This is a genomic window from Sphingobacterium sp. JB170 (assembly GCF_900163865.1).
Taxonomy (GTDB): Bacteria; Bacteroidota; Bacteroidia; order Sphingobacteriales; family Sphingobacteriaceae; genus Sphingobacterium.
The window spans coordinates 134,043-149,162 of sequence record NZ_FUKU01000026.1; the positions used below are offsets into that span (position 1 = coordinate 134,043).

General features: G+C 39.9%; 15 protein-coding genes. 11 read left to right on the top strand and 4 right to left on the bottom strand.

Annotated features, from left to right (window positions below; translation table 11 throughout):
* Positions 1–59 precede the first annotated feature (59 nt).
* Positions 60–881 carry a thymidylate synthase gene (locus FM107_RS06100; protein ID WP_086947957.1) on the top strand — a complete coding sequence of 274 codons (822 nt, stop codon included), beginning with the start codon at positions 60–62 and terminating at the stop codon, positions 879–881.
* A gap of 42 nt (positions 882–923) precedes the next feature.
* Complete coding sequence (locus FM107_RS06105; protein ID WP_086947629.1) at positions 924–1,421, top strand: dihydrofolate reductase; 498 nt, start codon at positions 924–926, stop codon at positions 1,419–1,421.
* Positions 1,422–1,491: 70 nt separating this feature from the next.
* Here FM107_RS06105 and FM107_RS06110 read toward each other — a convergent pair whose 3' ends face one another.
* A complete protein-coding gene (locus tag FM107_RS06110; protein WP_086947630.1) occupies positions 1,492–2,502 on the bottom strand; it encodes a D-alanine--D-alanine ligase family protein in 1,011 nt (336 codons plus the stop codon).
* A 143-nt stretch (positions 2,503–2,645) separates the two neighbouring features.
* Here FM107_RS06110 and FM107_RS06115 point away from each other — a divergent pair, with 143 nt between their 5' ends.
* The 7 genes from FM107_RS06115 to FM107_RS06145 all read left to right on the top strand — a co-directional run bounded on the left by FM107_RS06115 (position 2,646) and on the right by FM107_RS06145 (position 9,642).
* Complete coding sequence (locus FM107_RS06115; RefSeq protein WP_086947631.1) at positions 2,646–3,401, top strand: PASTA domain-containing protein; 756 nt, start codon at positions 2,646–2,648, stop codon at positions 3,399–3,401.
* Positions 3,402–3,412: 11 nt separating this feature from the next.
* Positions 3,413–4,453 carry an endolytic transglycosylase MltG gene (gene mltG, locus FM107_RS06120; RefSeq protein WP_086947632.1) on the top strand — a complete coding sequence of 347 codons (1,041 nt, stop codon included), beginning with the start codon at positions 3,413–3,415 and terminating at the stop codon, positions 4,451–4,453.
* Positions 4,454–4,544: 91 nt separating this feature from the next.
* The gene (locus tag FM107_RS06125) at positions 4,545–4,955 is read left to right on the top strand and encodes a thioesterase family protein (protein WP_086947633.1); all 411 of its coding nucleotides are present in this window, start codon (positions 4,545–4,547) and stop codon (positions 4,953–4,955) included.
* The gene (locus FM107_RS06130; RefSeq protein WP_086947634.1) at positions 4,952–5,935 is read left to right on the top strand and encodes a YihY/virulence factor BrkB family protein; all 984 of its coding nucleotides are present in this window, start codon (positions 4,952–4,954) and stop codon (positions 5,933–5,935) included. Before FM107_RS06125 ends, FM107_RS06130 begins: the two co-directional genes overlap by 4 nt.
* A 237-nt stretch (positions 5,936–6,172) precedes the next feature.
* The gene (gene rpsA / locus FM107_RS06135; RefSeq protein WP_086947635.1) at positions 6,173–8,107 is read left to right on the top strand and encodes a 30S ribosomal protein S1; all 1,935 of its coding nucleotides are present in this window, start codon (positions 6,173–6,175) and stop codon (positions 8,105–8,107) included.
* Between the two features lie 129 nt (positions 8,108–8,236).
* On the top strand, positions 8,237–9,055 hold the full coding sequence (locus FM107_RS06140; protein ID WP_086947636.1) for a metallophosphoesterase: 819 nt from the start codon (positions 8,237–8,239) through the stop codon (positions 9,053–9,055).
* Positions 9,055–9,642: a hypothetical protein gene (locus FM107_RS06145; RefSeq protein ID WP_086947637.1), complete on the top strand. Its 588-nt coding sequence runs from the start codon at positions 9,055–9,057 to the stop codon at positions 9,640–9,642. The genes FM107_RS06140 and FM107_RS06145 overlap by 1 nt, the downstream gene beginning before the upstream one ends.
* Here FM107_RS06145 and FM107_RS06150 read toward each other — a convergent pair whose 3' ends face one another.
* On the bottom strand, positions 9,643–10,524 hold the full coding sequence (locus FM107_RS06150; protein ID WP_086947638.1) for a pirin family protein: 882 nt from the start codon (positions 10,522–10,524) through the stop codon (positions 9,643–9,645).
* Between the two features lie 80 nt (positions 10,525–10,604).
* Positions 10,605–12,563 carry a DNA topoisomerase (ATP-hydrolyzing) subunit B gene (gyrB, locus tag FM107_RS06155; protein ID WP_086947639.1) on the bottom strand — a complete coding sequence of 653 codons (1,959 nt, stop codon included), beginning with the start codon at positions 12,561–12,563 and terminating at the stop codon, positions 10,605–10,607.
* Between the two features lie 203 nt (positions 12,564–12,766).
* On the opposite strand from gyrB, the gene FM107_RS06160 reads away from it, so the two are divergent.
* Together FM107_RS06160 and FM107_RS06165 are read left to right on the top strand one after the other, a co-directional pair.
* Positions 12,767–13,387 (top strand): OmpH family outer membrane protein, encoded by a 621-nt coding sequence (locus tag FM107_RS06160; RefSeq protein ID WP_086947640.1) that lies wholly within the window; start codon positions 12,767–12,769, stop codon positions 13,385–13,387.
* A gap of 134 nt (positions 13,388–13,521) precedes the next feature.
* Positions 13,522–14,424 carry a CorA family divalent cation transporter gene (locus FM107_RS06165; RefSeq protein WP_086947641.1) on the top strand — a complete coding sequence of 301 codons (903 nt, stop codon included), beginning with the start codon at positions 13,522–13,524 and terminating at the stop codon, positions 14,422–14,424.
* Here the strand turns inward: FM107_RS06165 and tsaB are convergent, their stop codons facing one another.
* On the bottom strand, positions 14,425–15,114 hold the full coding sequence (tsaB, locus tag FM107_RS06170) for a tRNA (adenosine(37)-N6)-threonylcarbamoyltransferase complex dimerization subunit type 1 TsaB (protein ID WP_086947642.1): 690 nt from the start codon (positions 15,112–15,114) through the stop codon (positions 14,425–14,427).
* Between the last annotated feature and the right edge of the window lie 6 nt (positions 15,115–15,120).

Below are 15,120 nucleotides of genomic sequence, written 5' to 3' on the forward strand. Positions count from 1 at the left end.
TGTTCATTTTTTACGTAAGTTTGTATGCGAAATCATTTATTTTGTCTCAATATTTTGTCATGAAGCAGTACCTCGATTTACTTAAACACGTTTATGAACACGGTGTAGAAAAAACCGACAGAACAGGAACCGGAACGCGAAGCGTTTTTGGTTATCAGATGCGTTTTAATTTACAGGAGGGCTTTCCATTAGTGACCACGAAAAAGCTACATCTTCGGTCCATCATTCACGAGCTAATTTGGTTTCTTCGGGGGGATACAAATATCAAATACCTGAAAGAAAATAAAGTAAGTATATGGGATGAATGGGCGGATGAAAACGGTAATTTGGGACCGGTTTACGGTTCGCAGTGGCGCTCATGGCCTACACCCGAGGGGAAGGATATCGATCAAATTAGCCAGATAATCGACCAAATAAAAAATGTGCCAGATTCACGTAGAATTATCGTATCAGCGTGGAATGTTGCTGAAATCGAGAATATGGCGCTTCCTCCTTGCCATACGCTTTTCCAATTTTATGTGGCACCAGCATCACCCGAAAAAGGACAGCTAAAGCCTCGCCTGTCATGTCAATTATATCAACGGAGTGCCGATATTTTCTTGGGCGTACCCTTTAATATAGCATCCTACGCACTTTTAACAATGATGATAGCGCAGGTCTGTGATATGGAAGCTGGTGATTTCGTTCATACACTTGGTGACGCGCATATCTATAGCAATCATTTTGAACAAACAGAATTGCAATTAAGTAGAGCACCAAAAGCGCTTCCAACTTTAAAAATAAATCCAGCGATCAACAATATATTTGCGTTTGAGTTTGAGGATTTCGAGCTTCAAAATTACGAACCGCATCCCCACATCAAAGCACCGGTGGCCGTATAGCCAGGCACAACTGATTGCTAAATTAAAATACCGAATTAATAAATGAGTAATTTGAAAATCACATTGATTGTAGCAGCTAGTAAAAACAATGCTATCGGAAAAGACAACAAAATGCTCTGGCATTTGCCGGAGGACTTTAAATACTTTAAGCGAACCACGATTGGCCATTCCATTATAATGGGACGAAAAACCTTTCTTTCGATTGGTAAACCACTTCCTGAGCGAAGAAACATTGTACTCTCGAGAGATTTAAATTTTAGCAACTACGACGTGGATGTGGCTAACTCGGTTTCCGAAGTTCTAAACTACTGCAGAGATGAGCGAGAGATTTTTATTATTGGTGGTGCGCAGCTATACGAACAAACCCTGCCAATTGCCCAGAAGATACTTTTAACTCGCGTGCACACAGAAATTCAAGGAGACGCATACTTTCCTGTGTTGAGTCCCCAAGAATGGAAGCTTACAAGCAGCGAAAAACATCCAAAAGACGAAAAACACGCGTACGATTTTACATTTGAAGTGTGGGATCGTATTTGTTAAATAAGATAAGAAGGGGGTTACAACATCCTACCAAAAACCCGCTTATAGCTCTTCACTCATCGGGGGGTAATTATGGCCGCCTTTGGAGCGCAGACTCGATTAATTCACTATAAAAATCTGTCTCTTTCATGCCGTAAGCTCGTATCTGCTGCGGAATAAAACTTTGTGGCGTTTGCCCTGGAATAGTGTTGATTTCAATAAAATAGAACCTATCGGTATCCTTTTCTAGAAAGAAATCTACGCGTACCATTCCTGCGCAATTTAGGCGTACATAAATATCACGGATAATCGCCGATGCGCGCGCAATTTGTTCCTCATTTAAGTCCGCTGGTGTAATCTCTTCACTCAAACCTGGTGTATATTTCGCTTCGAAATCGAAAAATTCACGTGTCGTTCGTACCTCCGTGGCCGGAAGTACCACAAGCTCTCCTACAGCATTACGATATATCCCTTGCGAAAACTCACGCCCTTGAACGAACTCCTCTACGATAACTTGAGCGCCCGTATCTTCTGCATCGAAAGCCATATCAAGTGCATGCTGTAGCGCCCCTACCTCATTAACCTTTGACATCCCGATACTACTTCCTCCAGCATTTGGCTTAACGAAATACGGTAGTTTTAAGGTTGAGCGTATCTTTTCAACACCTCTACCGCGATCACTGGCAAATAATAACACAGAGTTGGCAACGAAAAGATTCTCAATTCCAGCTACAATCGCCTTGGTATACCCTTTATTCATCGTTAGCGCTGAAGTTAATGCCCCGGAAGAGGTGTATGGTAGTCCGATCATATCAAAATAACCTTGTATCCTGCCGTCTTCTCCCGGAGTTCCATGTAAAGTAATGAATGCAATCTGGAAGATAACCTTCTGCCCGTCGATCGTAAGCGAAAAATCTTCCTTGTCAATTAAAATACGGGTCCCAGTTTCAGTATCATAATACCACCCATTTCGGCTTATAACAATAGGATAAATTTCATAAGTGTCTTGGTTAAGCTGAGAATGCACAAAAGCACTACTTTTTAAAGAAACCTCAGCCTCTCCCGTGTAACCTCCCGTAATTAATGCTACTTTTGTTTTCATATTTTAAATTGAAGTAAGCAAATATAATTTGCGTTCTACGGAAAAACGAATAATTTTGCTGTTATATTACGTTATATAATTAGACTTCAAATTTGGAATGGCGTTAATATTGCTAATGGTTCCCATAGAAATAAAAAAAGAACATGTCAAAACTATTATTGTATCTTAAGACAGACACATTTAGAAAGAACCTAATCATCGCATTGGTGTTAGTCATATTCGTATTTTTAGGTATATATTTCGGTTTGAAATCATACACCAAACATGGTGTTTCTATAGAAGTACCAACACTGGAAGGACTCCATATCGGACAAGCAATCAAAGTATTAAACAACGCAGATCTAGAATATCACGTGGATTCGCTTTATCAGATAGATAAACAACCAGGATTAGTCATTGAACAAGATCCAGAATCCAAAAGCCATGTTAAAAATGGGCGAACAATATACCTCACAATCATCACGCAAGTTCCGCCAGAAGTTGCCTTTCCCGATATCGTTGATAAAACCTTTATCGAAGCCTCCGCGATATTAACAAATCAATCGCTAAAAATTGCAGACACGGTCTATATCCCTGATATTGCACGTGACGTAGTGCTAGATGTAAAATTTGCTGGCCAGCCGCTTAAAGCAGGCAGAATGGTGCCCAAAGGGTCAAAAATAACAGTCGTATTAGGGAATGGACAAGGGGCCAATGAAGTTGAAATACCAAATCTAATTGGGTTGACGGTCGATGAGGCAAAGTTTGCGTTAATCGGTTTAGGCTTGAATTTGGGGGCCGTTTCCTACTCGACAACTGTCAGTGATTCGTTGGCTGGTAAAATTATCGCGCAACAACCAGACACTACGGCTGGCTTGATAAGCATAGGAACTGCAGTAAATTTAACACTCTCAAATTAACCCGTCGTACTATGAGTGAAAAGAATAAAGGTTTTAAGGCTTTTAAAATTATAGCATTAATTCTTCTTCTTGCGGTTACCATTGTGGGATGGTTGGGTTATAAAGCATTTATAGCACCGAGTGTCACGCAAGATCAAGAATATCTATTCATTAATTCAAAGGATAGTTACTCAGATGTGTTGGCAAAAATCGAAAAACAACATATTGTTCAGAACGTCCGGTTATTCGAGTATGCGGCCCAGGCAATGGATTATCATACCATGGTAAAACCAGGTCGCTATAAACTGACTGCTGACATGTCGAATCGTGACCTGATTGGCAAGCTTCGTGGAGGCTATCAAGATGCGATAAAATTCAGATTTGAAAACTTGCGTCACCGGGAGAATTTCGCTGCCCTGCTCGGCAAATCGTTTGAGGCTGACTCGAGCACGTTCGCTAAGATTTTAAACAACCAAGAGGTGGCCATCTCATATGGCTTCACTCAAGAGAATTTCTTCAGTATGTTTATTCCTAACACGTACGAAGTTTACTGGAATACCGCACCTGACAAAATCATCGAAAGATTTAAAGACGAGTACGATAATTTTTGGACTCAGGAGCGTAAACAAAAAGCCCAAGAGCTTTCACTCACCCAACAAGAAGTAAGCACATTGGCTTCAATCGTTAAGGGGGAAGCTCTGCATAAAGATGAGATGCCTAAAATTGCGGGTTTATATATTAATAGGCTACATAAAGGTATACTATTGCAAGCAGACCCTACCGTGATATTTGCTAATAACGACTTTACCATCCGCAGGGTACTCTATAAACACCTGGAAATCGACAATCCCTATAATACCTATAAATATGCGGGCTTGCCTCCGGGACCTATTATGCTACCTAGTATTGCATCAATTGACGCCGTATTAAACTACGCAAGCCACGACTATATCTATATGTGTGCTAAAGATGACTTTTCCGGCTATCATAACTTTGCAAAAACCCAATCGGAACATTTGGTAAATGCCCGTAAATTTCAAAGAGCATTAGATTTACGTAATATAAAAAAGTAAAGACCAGGCATAATTAATGCCGATTGAATGGAGACTGTTGCAAATTAACTTTCGATTTTGTTTTAACGCAATAAGTTTTTAATTTTCAACTATGTTTGTACATGAAAGCACAATACGTATACGCTATGCCGAGACTGATCAGATGGGGTATGTATATTATGGCAATTACGCTTCCTTTTACGAGGTAGCTCGGACTGAAATGCTCCGAACCACGGGCATCACCTATCGGCAGCTTGAAGAAATGGGCGTGATGATGCCTGTCATGGATTTAACATGTAAGTATTATCATCCGGCTCGTTATGATGATTTGATCACGATTAAAACTACCATCAAGGAACGTCCGAATGTACGTCTAAAATTTGAGTACGAAATTTTCAACGAACAAGGTTTATTGTTAAATACAGGTAGCACGCAATTGGTCTTTGTTGACATGGTGCGCAACAAACCGTGCCGCGCGCCGCAAATATTCCAGGAAAAAATGGAACCGTATTTTGGAAAATGAAGCATAACAAGATACATAGCACTTTACGACAAATAAAACCATACGATCGTTTTATAGAATGGACTAAAGTGGCTACTATCCCGGGCTTCGGTTCGCTCCCACTATATACGGTCTTCACTTTTTTTTTTCAAGAAATCGCTAGAGAGTCCATTTTAAATAAAGCCTCCTCCTTAGCATATAACTTTATGCTGGCGATATTCCCTGGTATCCTATTTCTATTCACGCTAATCCCCTACATACCGGTAAGCAATTTCCAACAAAAATTATTAGACTTAATTACCGTCGCATTGCCTTTGAATGCTTATGAAGTGCTGCAAGCGACGCTAGTTGACATTATTAAAAACCAGAACTCGGGCCTTCTCTCGGTCGGTTTCCTGCTTGCAACAATGTTTGCCACAAACGGTATGGCGACCCTTATGATGGCATTCAACAAGGCAGCACTATATAAGGAGAAACGAAGCTGGATCCGTAGGCGTATCGTAGCCATCTTTCTTGCCTTTGCTATCGTTTTCGCTCTAACTATTGGAATCGGTATATTCACGGGTGCTGGTTTTGTTATAACATACCTCAAAAGCCATATCAATTACGACCTTTCCTGGTTTTGGACGTTAACTTTAAAATTATCCAGGTGGGTCGTACTATTTGGCATCTATTTCATCACTGTTAGTTTGCTTTTCAAATTTGGCCCAAGTGACGCTAAAAAATGGAAATTCTTGAATGCGGGTGCAACCTTAGCAACTATACTCGCTGTCATTACCTTCTCGATATTTACATTTTACATAAACAACTTTGGCGCATACAATAAGCTATATGGGTCTATCGGGACGTTAATTGTGGTAATGATATGGATGTATTTAAATTCATTGATCCTTCTGATAGGATTTGAACTTAATGCTGCGATCGCATTATCAAAACAAAGCATAAAAATTGTAAAACCCAGATTTTACAACTCTTTCAAACCCCCGAAAGCCTTAGACTAACATAAAAACCTAACCAACAATATGTTACAAACGAGGAAACCTTAAAAAATAATACAGCTGTCCTGCGGTCATCCTAATATTATCTCCCTAAACCCACTGACATTACCACTATCGGTACACCGAAAAAAGACCGCGAATCAATAGTTACATACTTTTTTAAACATAATCTCTTGTATATAAAAGTTTTTCGTATTTTTGCAGTCCCTACAATGTAGGGAAAAGGAGATAAATTAATTAATGACAAAAAAACAAGAAGCAGAAAAAGAGTTAGCGGCGAAAAACGCAGAGCTACAGGGTGTCGACACTAAAGTAGTGAAAGACACTGAAAAAATCGAGTCTGAGGCAGATTCAAAACTAATCGACGAGATCAAAACAACCACATGGAGCACACCAGAAGGTGACTTCGACTGGGATTTTGATGAGAAAGCTTTCGGTAATTACAGTGACGCAGAGCGCACTAAACTGGAAGAGCAGTACGCAGGAACATTCAACCAAATCAACCAAGGTGAGATTATTGAAGGGATCGTTGTATCAATCAATAATAAAGATGTTGTTTTGAACGTTGGTTTTAAATCTGATGGGCTAGTAGCACTTTCTGAGTTCCGCGACTTACCTGACTTGAAAGTTGGCGACGCGGTTGATGTATTTGTTGAATCGCAAGAGGATGCAAATGGTCAATTAGTATTGTCACGCAAACGTGCTAAAACACAAAGATCTTGGGAAGCGATCAACGCTGCGTTAGAAAACGATGCAATTATCGATGGTTTTGTTAAATCACGTACTAAAGGTGGTTTAATCGTAGACATCAAAGGTGTAGAAGCTTTCTTACCTGGTTCTCAAATTGACATCAAACCGATTCGTGACTACGATATCTATGTTGGAAAAACAATGGAATTCAAAGTGGTAAAAATCAACCATGAGTTCAAAAACGTTGTTGTTTCACACAAAGTATTAATCGAAGACGACTTAGAAAACCAAAAAACAGAAATCGTTGCGAAACTGGAAAAAGGTCAAGTATTGGAAGGTACTGTTAAAAATATCACTGACTTCGGTGTATTCATCGACTTAGGTGGTGTTGACGGATTACTTCACATTACAGACATTTCATGGGGACGTATTGAACATCCAAAAGAGGTATTAGCACTTGACCAAACGGTTAACGTGGTAGTATTGGACTTTGATGACGAGAAAAAACGTATCGCTTTAGGTTTAAAACAATTATCAGAACACCCTTGGGAATCTTTAAGCACAGATCTAGCTATCGGTTCTAAAGTTAAAGGTAAAATTGTTACTGTAGCTGATTACGGTGCATTCCTTGAAATCATCCCTGGCGTTGAAGGTTTAATCCACGTTTCAGAAATGTCTTGGTCTCAAAACTTACGTTCTCCGCAAGAGTTCTTAAAGGTAGGTGATGAAATCGAAGCTGAAATCTTAACGTTGGATCGTGACGACCGTAAAATGAGTTTAGGTATCAAGCAATTGACTCCTGACCCATGGAAAGACATCACAGAACGTTACCCAGTAGGATCAAAACAATCTGCAGTAGTTAAAAACATGACCAATTTCGGTGTCTTTGTAGAACTCGAAGATGGTATCGATGGTTTAATTCATATTTCGGATTTATCATGGTCTAAAAAAATCAACCATCCTAACGAATTCACTAAAGTAGGTGAAAGATTAGAAGTTGTTGTTTTAGAGTTAGACGAAGAAAACCGCAAATTATCACTAGGACATAAACAACTGGAAGAAAACCCTTGGGATACTTTCGAAACGATCTTCACAGAAGGATCAATTCACGAAGGTACAGTAATCAAAGTGGGTGAAAAAGGTGATATCGTAGCTTTACAATATGGTGTTGAAGGATTCTGTCCGAACAAACACTCTGTTAAAGAAGACGGTAGTGCTTTGAAAGTTGACGAAGTGAATGAATTCAAAATCATCGAATTCAATAAAGAAAACAAACGTTTAGTAATTTCACATTCACGTATCTGGGAAGATCAGAAAGCTGAAGCGCGTATTGATGAATTCAATGCACGTAAAAAAGAGGCTAAAGCGGCTAATTCCGCAGTGAAAAAAGTAAAAGACTCTGTTGAGAAGTCTACTTTAGGTGACTTAGACGTCCTAGCTCAATTAAAAGAGCAAATGGAAGGTAATGAAAAGAAATCTAAATAATTAGATCTCTTTAAATACTTCAAATCCCCGGTTTTTAAGCCGGGGATTTTTTTTGTTTCAAGAAACTGACTTTTCAATTACAATGGTTAATTATTAAATTTATAACCTTGTAAAAAATTACTCTATTTCATGACGAGCTATCGATATACATTACTGCCCATAATGGCGTTAGCGCTGCTATTCCTTTCCTCTTGCAAACGAAACTTTCAATATTCAGTGCTCGAGGTGAAACCATTGACACGAAATATGAATCTGAAAGCAATCGAACGCATTCAAGAACTCGTGCCGAAGGATACCTTTTCATTCCTCTTTATATCCGATACACAAATTGCCTACGCAGAGTTACAAGATTTCGTTGAATTCGCGAATAACAATCTTTCCTTAGATAGTATTTCATTCGTATTGCACGGTGGAGATTATTCGGATTATGGCGCCAATTTTGAATTCAACCTCTATTACGACGATATACGTAAGCTAAAATTCCCTGTCGTTGGTGTTATCGGCAACCATGATATGTTGGGAAATGGAAGCGAAGTATATAGACGTTATTTCGGACCAGACGATTTTACTTTCAATTTTGGATCTACAAAGTTCATTGCCTTTAACAGCAATTCACGTGAGGCTTCATTTGACGGAACACTTCCCAATTTGAATTGGATAAAATCGCAGCAACACTCGGACGAGGATATAAAAAATATAATTTATTTAGCGCATGTCCCTCCCTATTCATCGGATTTTGATCCTAATATCCAAATGCCCTATGCGGAGCTCCTGGCAAACGAATCTAGGTCTCTACTCTCCCTACATGGCCATACCCATACCTATTTATTTGATCAACCCTACGATGATGGCATGAACTACTTGGTAGCACCATCTTTAATTTCTAGATCTTTTATATTGGTAACTGTCGAAGGAAATACCGCACATCAGCGACTTATCACATTTTAATGAAAAATTATAAAACACGCACAATATTCTTGCTCTGCTTTTTGTGTTCCATCCAATTACCGGCGCAAATCAAGGATTCCACTTCATTCTTCTATAAGATTATGCCTAGCAACGTAAAAATTCAGTACGCGGGAAATATCGGTATGTTTTCAGCGGGCATAGGCTATCAGACTAAAAATAAAAAGTGGAAGGCAGACCTATTCTATGGGGTTGTACCATCAAAATATGCAGATTCCCCAATTCACTCAGTAACACTTAAAGGGAAGTACGCCACCTTGTACCGTAAGTACGAAAAACAAAACATAGCGGTGAACTGGTTAAATGTAGGGATGTTCTACAACTACTCCTTCGGAGACAAGTATTTTCTGAGTCTACCACATCACTATGACAATGGTTACTACTACTTCCCGACCGCTCTCAATGTTTCGATATTTATCGGTAGCGAAGCTCGCATCAACAACTGGGGAATATACTACGAGTTAGGGGCTACCGATAAACGCGTGATTAACTATGTAAAGAATGCCAGCGCAGTTGACTTTAGTGAAATGTGGAACTTAGGAATTGGAATTGTCTATCATCTAAAATAACTACTTTAATTTAGATTCGGGAAGCGGTACGTAGCCGTCATCGTTTATTACCTTTGGAAATTGGTGATCTCGCCATCGATCCCTCGCGTTCGCTATAATTTGTTTATCCGTAGCAACAAAATTCCAGAAAATAAAACGTTCCTCGGCAAATGGTTCACCGCCAAATATGTATACGGTCGTATTGGCGCGCATTGAAAAAGAGCATAAACGTGCGTCTTTAGTAATCAATATCTGCTTCGGGCCATAAACATTTCCAGAATTCTCAATCTCTCCGTCGAGGATATACAACCCGCTCTCCCCAAAAAGCTCGGGGCCGATATCCAGCGTAACGTTTTTTGTAGTGCTGATTTCAATCATATACAAGGGAGAATATACGGGCACCTTCGATTTTTTACCAAAGGCTTCTCCAGCGATCAATTTATAAGATACGCCTTGGTCATCCCACACCGGTATAGCAGATGCATCAATATGAAAAAACTCAGGCTCCATAAATTCAATTTCCTTAGGAAGTGCTACCCAAATTTGAAGACCATGGAGGCACTTATCACTCGTCCGTAGATACTCAGGTGTACGTTCTGAATGTGCTACGCCTTTTCCTGCCGTCATCCAATTAACCGCCCCAGGCTGAATCTCAATTTCATTCCCCATACTATCGCGATGCATTATCGCTCCTTCAAAAAGATAGGTGAGTGTTGATAGTCCAATGTGCGGATGCGGAGCCACGTCTAGATTTTGATATTCAGATAGACAAACCGGACCCATGTGATCAATAAAAACAAATGGCCCAATAGATCGTTTCTGCCGAAACGGTAATAACCTTCCGACAAGAAAATTACCAATATCAGCAGCCTTCTCTTCAAGAATAAAATCGATATTTGACATAATCTATTATAAAGATACCCCAATATATAAAAAAAGCCTAGCTGTTACGCTAGACTTTACATTTTTATCTAATGTGCAAATTATACATCGATTTTTGCATAACGTGCATTGCGTTCTATAAACTCGCGACGAGGCGCAACTTCATCGCCCATCAACATAGAGAAGATACGATCACATTCAGCCGCGTTATCGATTGTTACTTGGCGAAGGGTACGATGTTCCGGATTCATGGTTGTTAGCCATAACTGTTCGGCATTCATTTCACCAAGACCTTTGTATCGCTGTATGCCTACCGAATCTTCTTTACCGTTCCCTTTCAAACGCTGAACGGCTGCCGCACGTTGATCTTCTGACCACGCGTATTCAGATTCCCGTCCCTTTTTCACCTGATAAAGCGGCGGCGTGGCTATATACACATATCCTCTTTCGATCAACTCTTTCATATAACGGAAATAGAAGGTTAAAATCAAGGTTGCAATATGCGATCCATCGACATCCGCATCGGTCATGATAATGATTTTATGATAACGTAACTTATCTATATTTAAAGCCTTTGAATCCTCCGGCGTACCGACGCTAACCCCAAGCGCAGTAAACATATTTTTAATCTCTTCATTTTCATAGATCTTATGCTCCATCGCTTTCTCGACGTTAAGAATCTTACCACGAAGGGGCATAATGGCTTGAAAGCGGCGATTACGGCCTTGCTTCGCGGTTCCACCCGCGGAGTCTCCCTCGACAAAGAATATCTCACATTTAGCAGGGTCGTTATCCGAACAGTCAGCCAATTTACCCGGTAAACCAGAACCACCCATTACCGTCTTACGTTGTACCAGTTCTCGCGCTTTACGAGCTGCAGCACGTGCTTGAGCAGCAATAATTACTTTTTGGACAATGACTTTCGCCTCACGGGGATTTTCTTCGAGGTAAGCACTCAATATCTCGCCAACCGCGATGTCAACCGCGCCCATCACTTCATTATTTCCTAATTTTGTTTTCGTCTGTCCTTCAAATTGAGGCTCTGCAACTTTAACGGATATCACGGCCGTTAAACCTTCACGGAAATCATCTCCAGTAACATCTACCTTAAGATTCTTAAGCAGCCCAGATTTGTCCGCATACGTTTTTAGCGTGCGCGTCAGACCTCTACGGAAACCCGCGACGTGCGTTCCGCCCTCAATCGTATTAATATTATTCACGTAAGAATGTACGTTCTCAGAATAAGTATCATTATACTGTAAAGCTAGTTCTACGGGGATTCCTTGCTTTATTCCCTCTACGTATATCGGTTCAGCAATCAGCGACTGACGCGTACCGTCTAAGAATTTAACAAATTCCTGCAATCCGCCCTCCGAGAAGAATACGTCTTCCTTGAATGTTCCATCCTCGTTTTGCTCGCGCTCATCTATTAAAACTAAGCGTATACCTTTATTTAAAAAAGCAAGCTCACGAAGCCTGTTTGCCAAGGTATCGTAATTATATACCGTGGTCATGGTGAAAATCTCCATGTCAGGGCTAAACGTTACTGTTGTGCCGGTTACGTCGCTCTCGCCAATTTCCTTAACTTCATATTGCGGTTTCCCCTTTTCATATTCCTGTTGAAAAATTTTCCCATCGCGATATACGACCGCCGACAAATGAGAAGAAAGCGCATTCACACAGGAAACACCTACCCCGTGCAAACCACCAGAGACTTTATAGGTATCTTTGTCAAATTTACCGCCGGCATGTAAAATCGTCATAACAAGTTCAAGCGCCGATTTATTTTCCTTCTTGTTAATACCTGTAGGAATACCCCGCCCGTCATCCGAGACCGATATCGAATTATCCGCATGGATGATCGTCTTGATATTACTACAATACCCAGCAACCGCCTCATCAATAGAGTTATCGACAACCTCATATACCAAATGATGCAAACCTTTAACACCGGTATCTCCAATGTACATGGAAGGCCTCTTACGTACCGCCTCTAACCCTTCCAAAACCTGGATATTATCAGCGGAGTACGTTGACATATTATTCTTTTCTTCGCTCATGAAATTTAATTAAAATGAGTACTGTTTAACATTCAAAAATACGAATTTTTCCGCTAAAAATCAAATATAAAGTCGATCTTAGGCTTTTAATAAAAACCTAAAATAAATCAATTTATTTACAAGAAAATTTCCAGAAACACTAAAATATAATTTTTTTATATTAGGTTTGCTTTTCGAATCAGAAATAGAAAAATTTAAAAGGAATGAATAAACTATTTATAACATTAACGAAAGTTACCCTTGGATTGACGGTTGTTATCGCTGCCGCTTCTTGTAACCAGAACCAAAACACCGCCGCAAGTGTATCGACAGATTCCGCTTCAACAGCATCGGGAGCTGCAACAGATGGTAAAATCGCTTATATCAACTCCGACACCCTATCAGAAAAATACGAATACTTTAAAGATATCAGAACTAAACTTGAGTCTAAAGTAAAAAAGGCACAAAGTAACTTACAATCAAAAGGTCAAGCATTTCAACGTGAGGTTGCAGAATACCAACAAAAGGCCGCCTCAATGAGTGCCTCAGATCGCCAAGCGACTGAAGAAAAATTAGCGCGTAAACAAGAGGAGCTTGGTAAATTGGATCAAAATGCTTCGGCCTCTCTCGCACAAGACGAGTCAACTGAATTTAACAATGTGTACACGACCATCTCTGAATACTTGAAAAAACACGCACAGGAAAACGGATACAAACTTGTATTAACTTACTCAAAATCCAACCCAACCGTATTATACGCGGATTCAAAACTTGAGATTACAAACGAGGTGATCGAGGCTCTAAACAAAGAGTATAAAGCGAAAAACGACAAAGAAAAAAAATAAGGACTTCTTATTAGTTCTATAGAACGGCTTTCTAATAAAATAGAATGCCGTTTTTTTATTTTAGTTTCGGTCAGTTTCGATTTGGATTTTAATGGATTGATTAATATCTTGTTTAACCATTAAACGGCTTAACCATGGTTAGAAAAATATTAGAACACCCTTCCTCAGGATTTGAGTGGATTGACATTTCGGAACCAACTTTAGCCGATTTCGCGGACCTAAAAGAGAAATATAAACTCCACGACGCGTCAATCGACGACTGCCTACAGGCAGGAGAGCTTCCAAAAATAGAAGAATTCGAAGCCTATCACTTTCTAATCATTCGATCTATCCCTACCGAGTTAGGTAATTTCTCGGATACCCTTACGGAAATTTCGCAACGCGTGTCTTTATTTTTTGGCGATAAGTTTGTGATTACTGTCCACCGCGGTTCGATTACCTACCTAGACAGGTTAATCGAAAACTACCCCGCTAAAAAGATAACAACAAGCAAACACTTAATTATCCAGATTGCCTACGAAGCGCTTAAAACTTTTGAAAACCTACTCATCAATAAACTAACGCCACGCCTCGATAATTATGAAGAAATGGTTTTCTTGCATAAACGAAAAAAAGGGTTTTTACGCCAGTTGTACTATATTAAGCGACAGGTAGACTTGATTCGCATTATACTTACCCTATACAGAGATATAGTTGAATTCTTTCATGTTTCAGCGTTTAATACCATATATACACAGGATCTGAAAGATGCATACAATAGGTGCTCGACGCTTTATCGTAATACAGCAGAAAACACAACGCAATTACTCTCTATCTACTTCAACATCGAGTCTAATCACACCAACGATATAATGCGTACGCTGACGATCATATCCGTATTTTTCATGCCACTGACCTTTATCGTTGGCATCTATGGGATGAATTTTAGAAATATGCCTGAATTAGACTGGTACTACGGATATCCCTCAGTCCTGCTGTTGATGGCGATTTTAGCACTTTTGATCTACTACTGGTTTCGAAAACGTAAATGGCTATAACTACCGCGACTTAGGTGTACTTGCGATAAAATCCTTTAAGTAGAAAGGTTCAAAATAAATAATATCTTCGAATTGTTCGGTTTGAAATCTTTTAAAAGCTAAATCACTTAAGTGGGCGGCTGAATTATAAAATTGCGTTGTAACAGCTACATTAGGTGTTGCAGAAAACAGATCAATAAACTTATCAGCTCCAGTGCCAAACAGCACAAAATTGCTCTGATCAGGTGCAAATGAATCGCCGTCAATTATGCGCGCTTTGGTTTCGTCCAATCTCCGCAGCTTGCTTGTATACTGCGCCGTATAAACTTCCATCCGACGAGCATCTATCATCGGAACCAAGATCTGATCGGCTTTAACTTCCACGGCTTTGGAAAAGCCGCAGGCCATCGCATCTAATGTATCCACTGCCACTAGAGGCAAACCCAGACCATAACACACTCCTTTGGCGGTAGACACCCCAATTCGAAGTCCTGTATAAGACCCAGGCCCCATACTTACGGCAACCGCATCAAGCTGCGACATTGAAATCCCGGCTTTTACTAATGCCTGGTTTATAAAAAGTGTTAAGTAGCTCGCATGAATATTCGGTTCGGCAGATTCTATAACAGCGACTGTTTCTCCCGATTTACTAATTGCTACAGAGCAAACAGAAGTAGCCGTTTCTATTTGCAGAATAAAGATATCTTTCATATTTCT

Bases quoted from the DNA above. Each gene is read 5' to 3' on its own strand.
- FM107_RS06100 (WP_086947957.1), top strand. From the start codon at position 60: ATGAAGCAGTACCTCGATTTACTTAAACACGTTTATGAACACGGTGTA.
- FM107_RS06105 (WP_086947629.1), top strand. From the start codon at position 924: ATGAGTAATTTGAAAATCACATTGATTGTAGCAGCTAGTAAAAACAAT.
- FM107_RS06110 (WP_086947630.1), bottom strand. From the start codon at position 2,502: ATGAAAACAAAAGTAGCATTAATTACGGGAGGTTACACGGGAGAGGCT.
- FM107_RS06115 (WP_086947631.1), top strand. From the start codon at position 2,646: ATGTCAAAACTATTATTGTATCTTAAGACAGACACATTTAGAAAGAAC.
- mltG (WP_086947632.1), top strand. From the start codon at position 3,413: ATGAGTGAAAAGAATAAAGGTTTTAAGGCTTTTAAAATTATAGCATTA.
- FM107_RS06125 (WP_086947633.1), top strand. From the start codon at position 4,545: ATGTTTGTACATGAAAGCACAATACGTATACGCTATGCCGAGACTGAT.
- FM107_RS06130 (WP_086947634.1), top strand. From the start codon at position 4,952: ATGAAGCATAACAAGATACATAGCACTTTACGACAAATAAAACCATAC.
- rpsA (WP_086947635.1), top strand. From the start codon at position 6,173: ATGACAAAAAAACAAGAAGCAGAAAAAGAGTTAGCGGCGAAAAACGCA.
- FM107_RS06140 (WP_086947636.1), top strand. From the start codon at position 8,237: ATGACGAGCTATCGATATACATTACTGCCCATAATGGCGTTAGCGCTG.
- FM107_RS06145 (WP_086947637.1), top strand. From the start codon at position 9,055: ATGAAAAATTATAAAACACGCACAATATTCTTGCTCTGCTTTTTGTGT.
- FM107_RS06150 (WP_086947638.1), bottom strand. From the start codon at position 10,524: ATGTCAAATATCGATTTTATTCTTGAAGAGAAGGCTGCTGATATTGGT.
- gyrB (WP_086947639.1), bottom strand. From the start codon at position 12,563: ATGAGCGAAGAAAAGAATAATATGTCAACGTACTCCGCTGATAATATC.
- FM107_RS06160 (WP_086947640.1), top strand. From the start codon at position 12,767: ATGAATAAACTATTTATAACATTAACGAAAGTTACCCTTGGATTGACG.
- FM107_RS06165 (WP_086947641.1), top strand. From the start codon at position 13,522: ATGGTTAGAAAAATATTAGAACACCCTTCCTCAGGATTTGAGTGGATT.
- tsaB (WP_086947642.1), bottom strand. From the start codon at position 15,114: ATGAAAGATATCTTTATTCTGCAAATAGAAACGGCTACTTCTGTTTGC.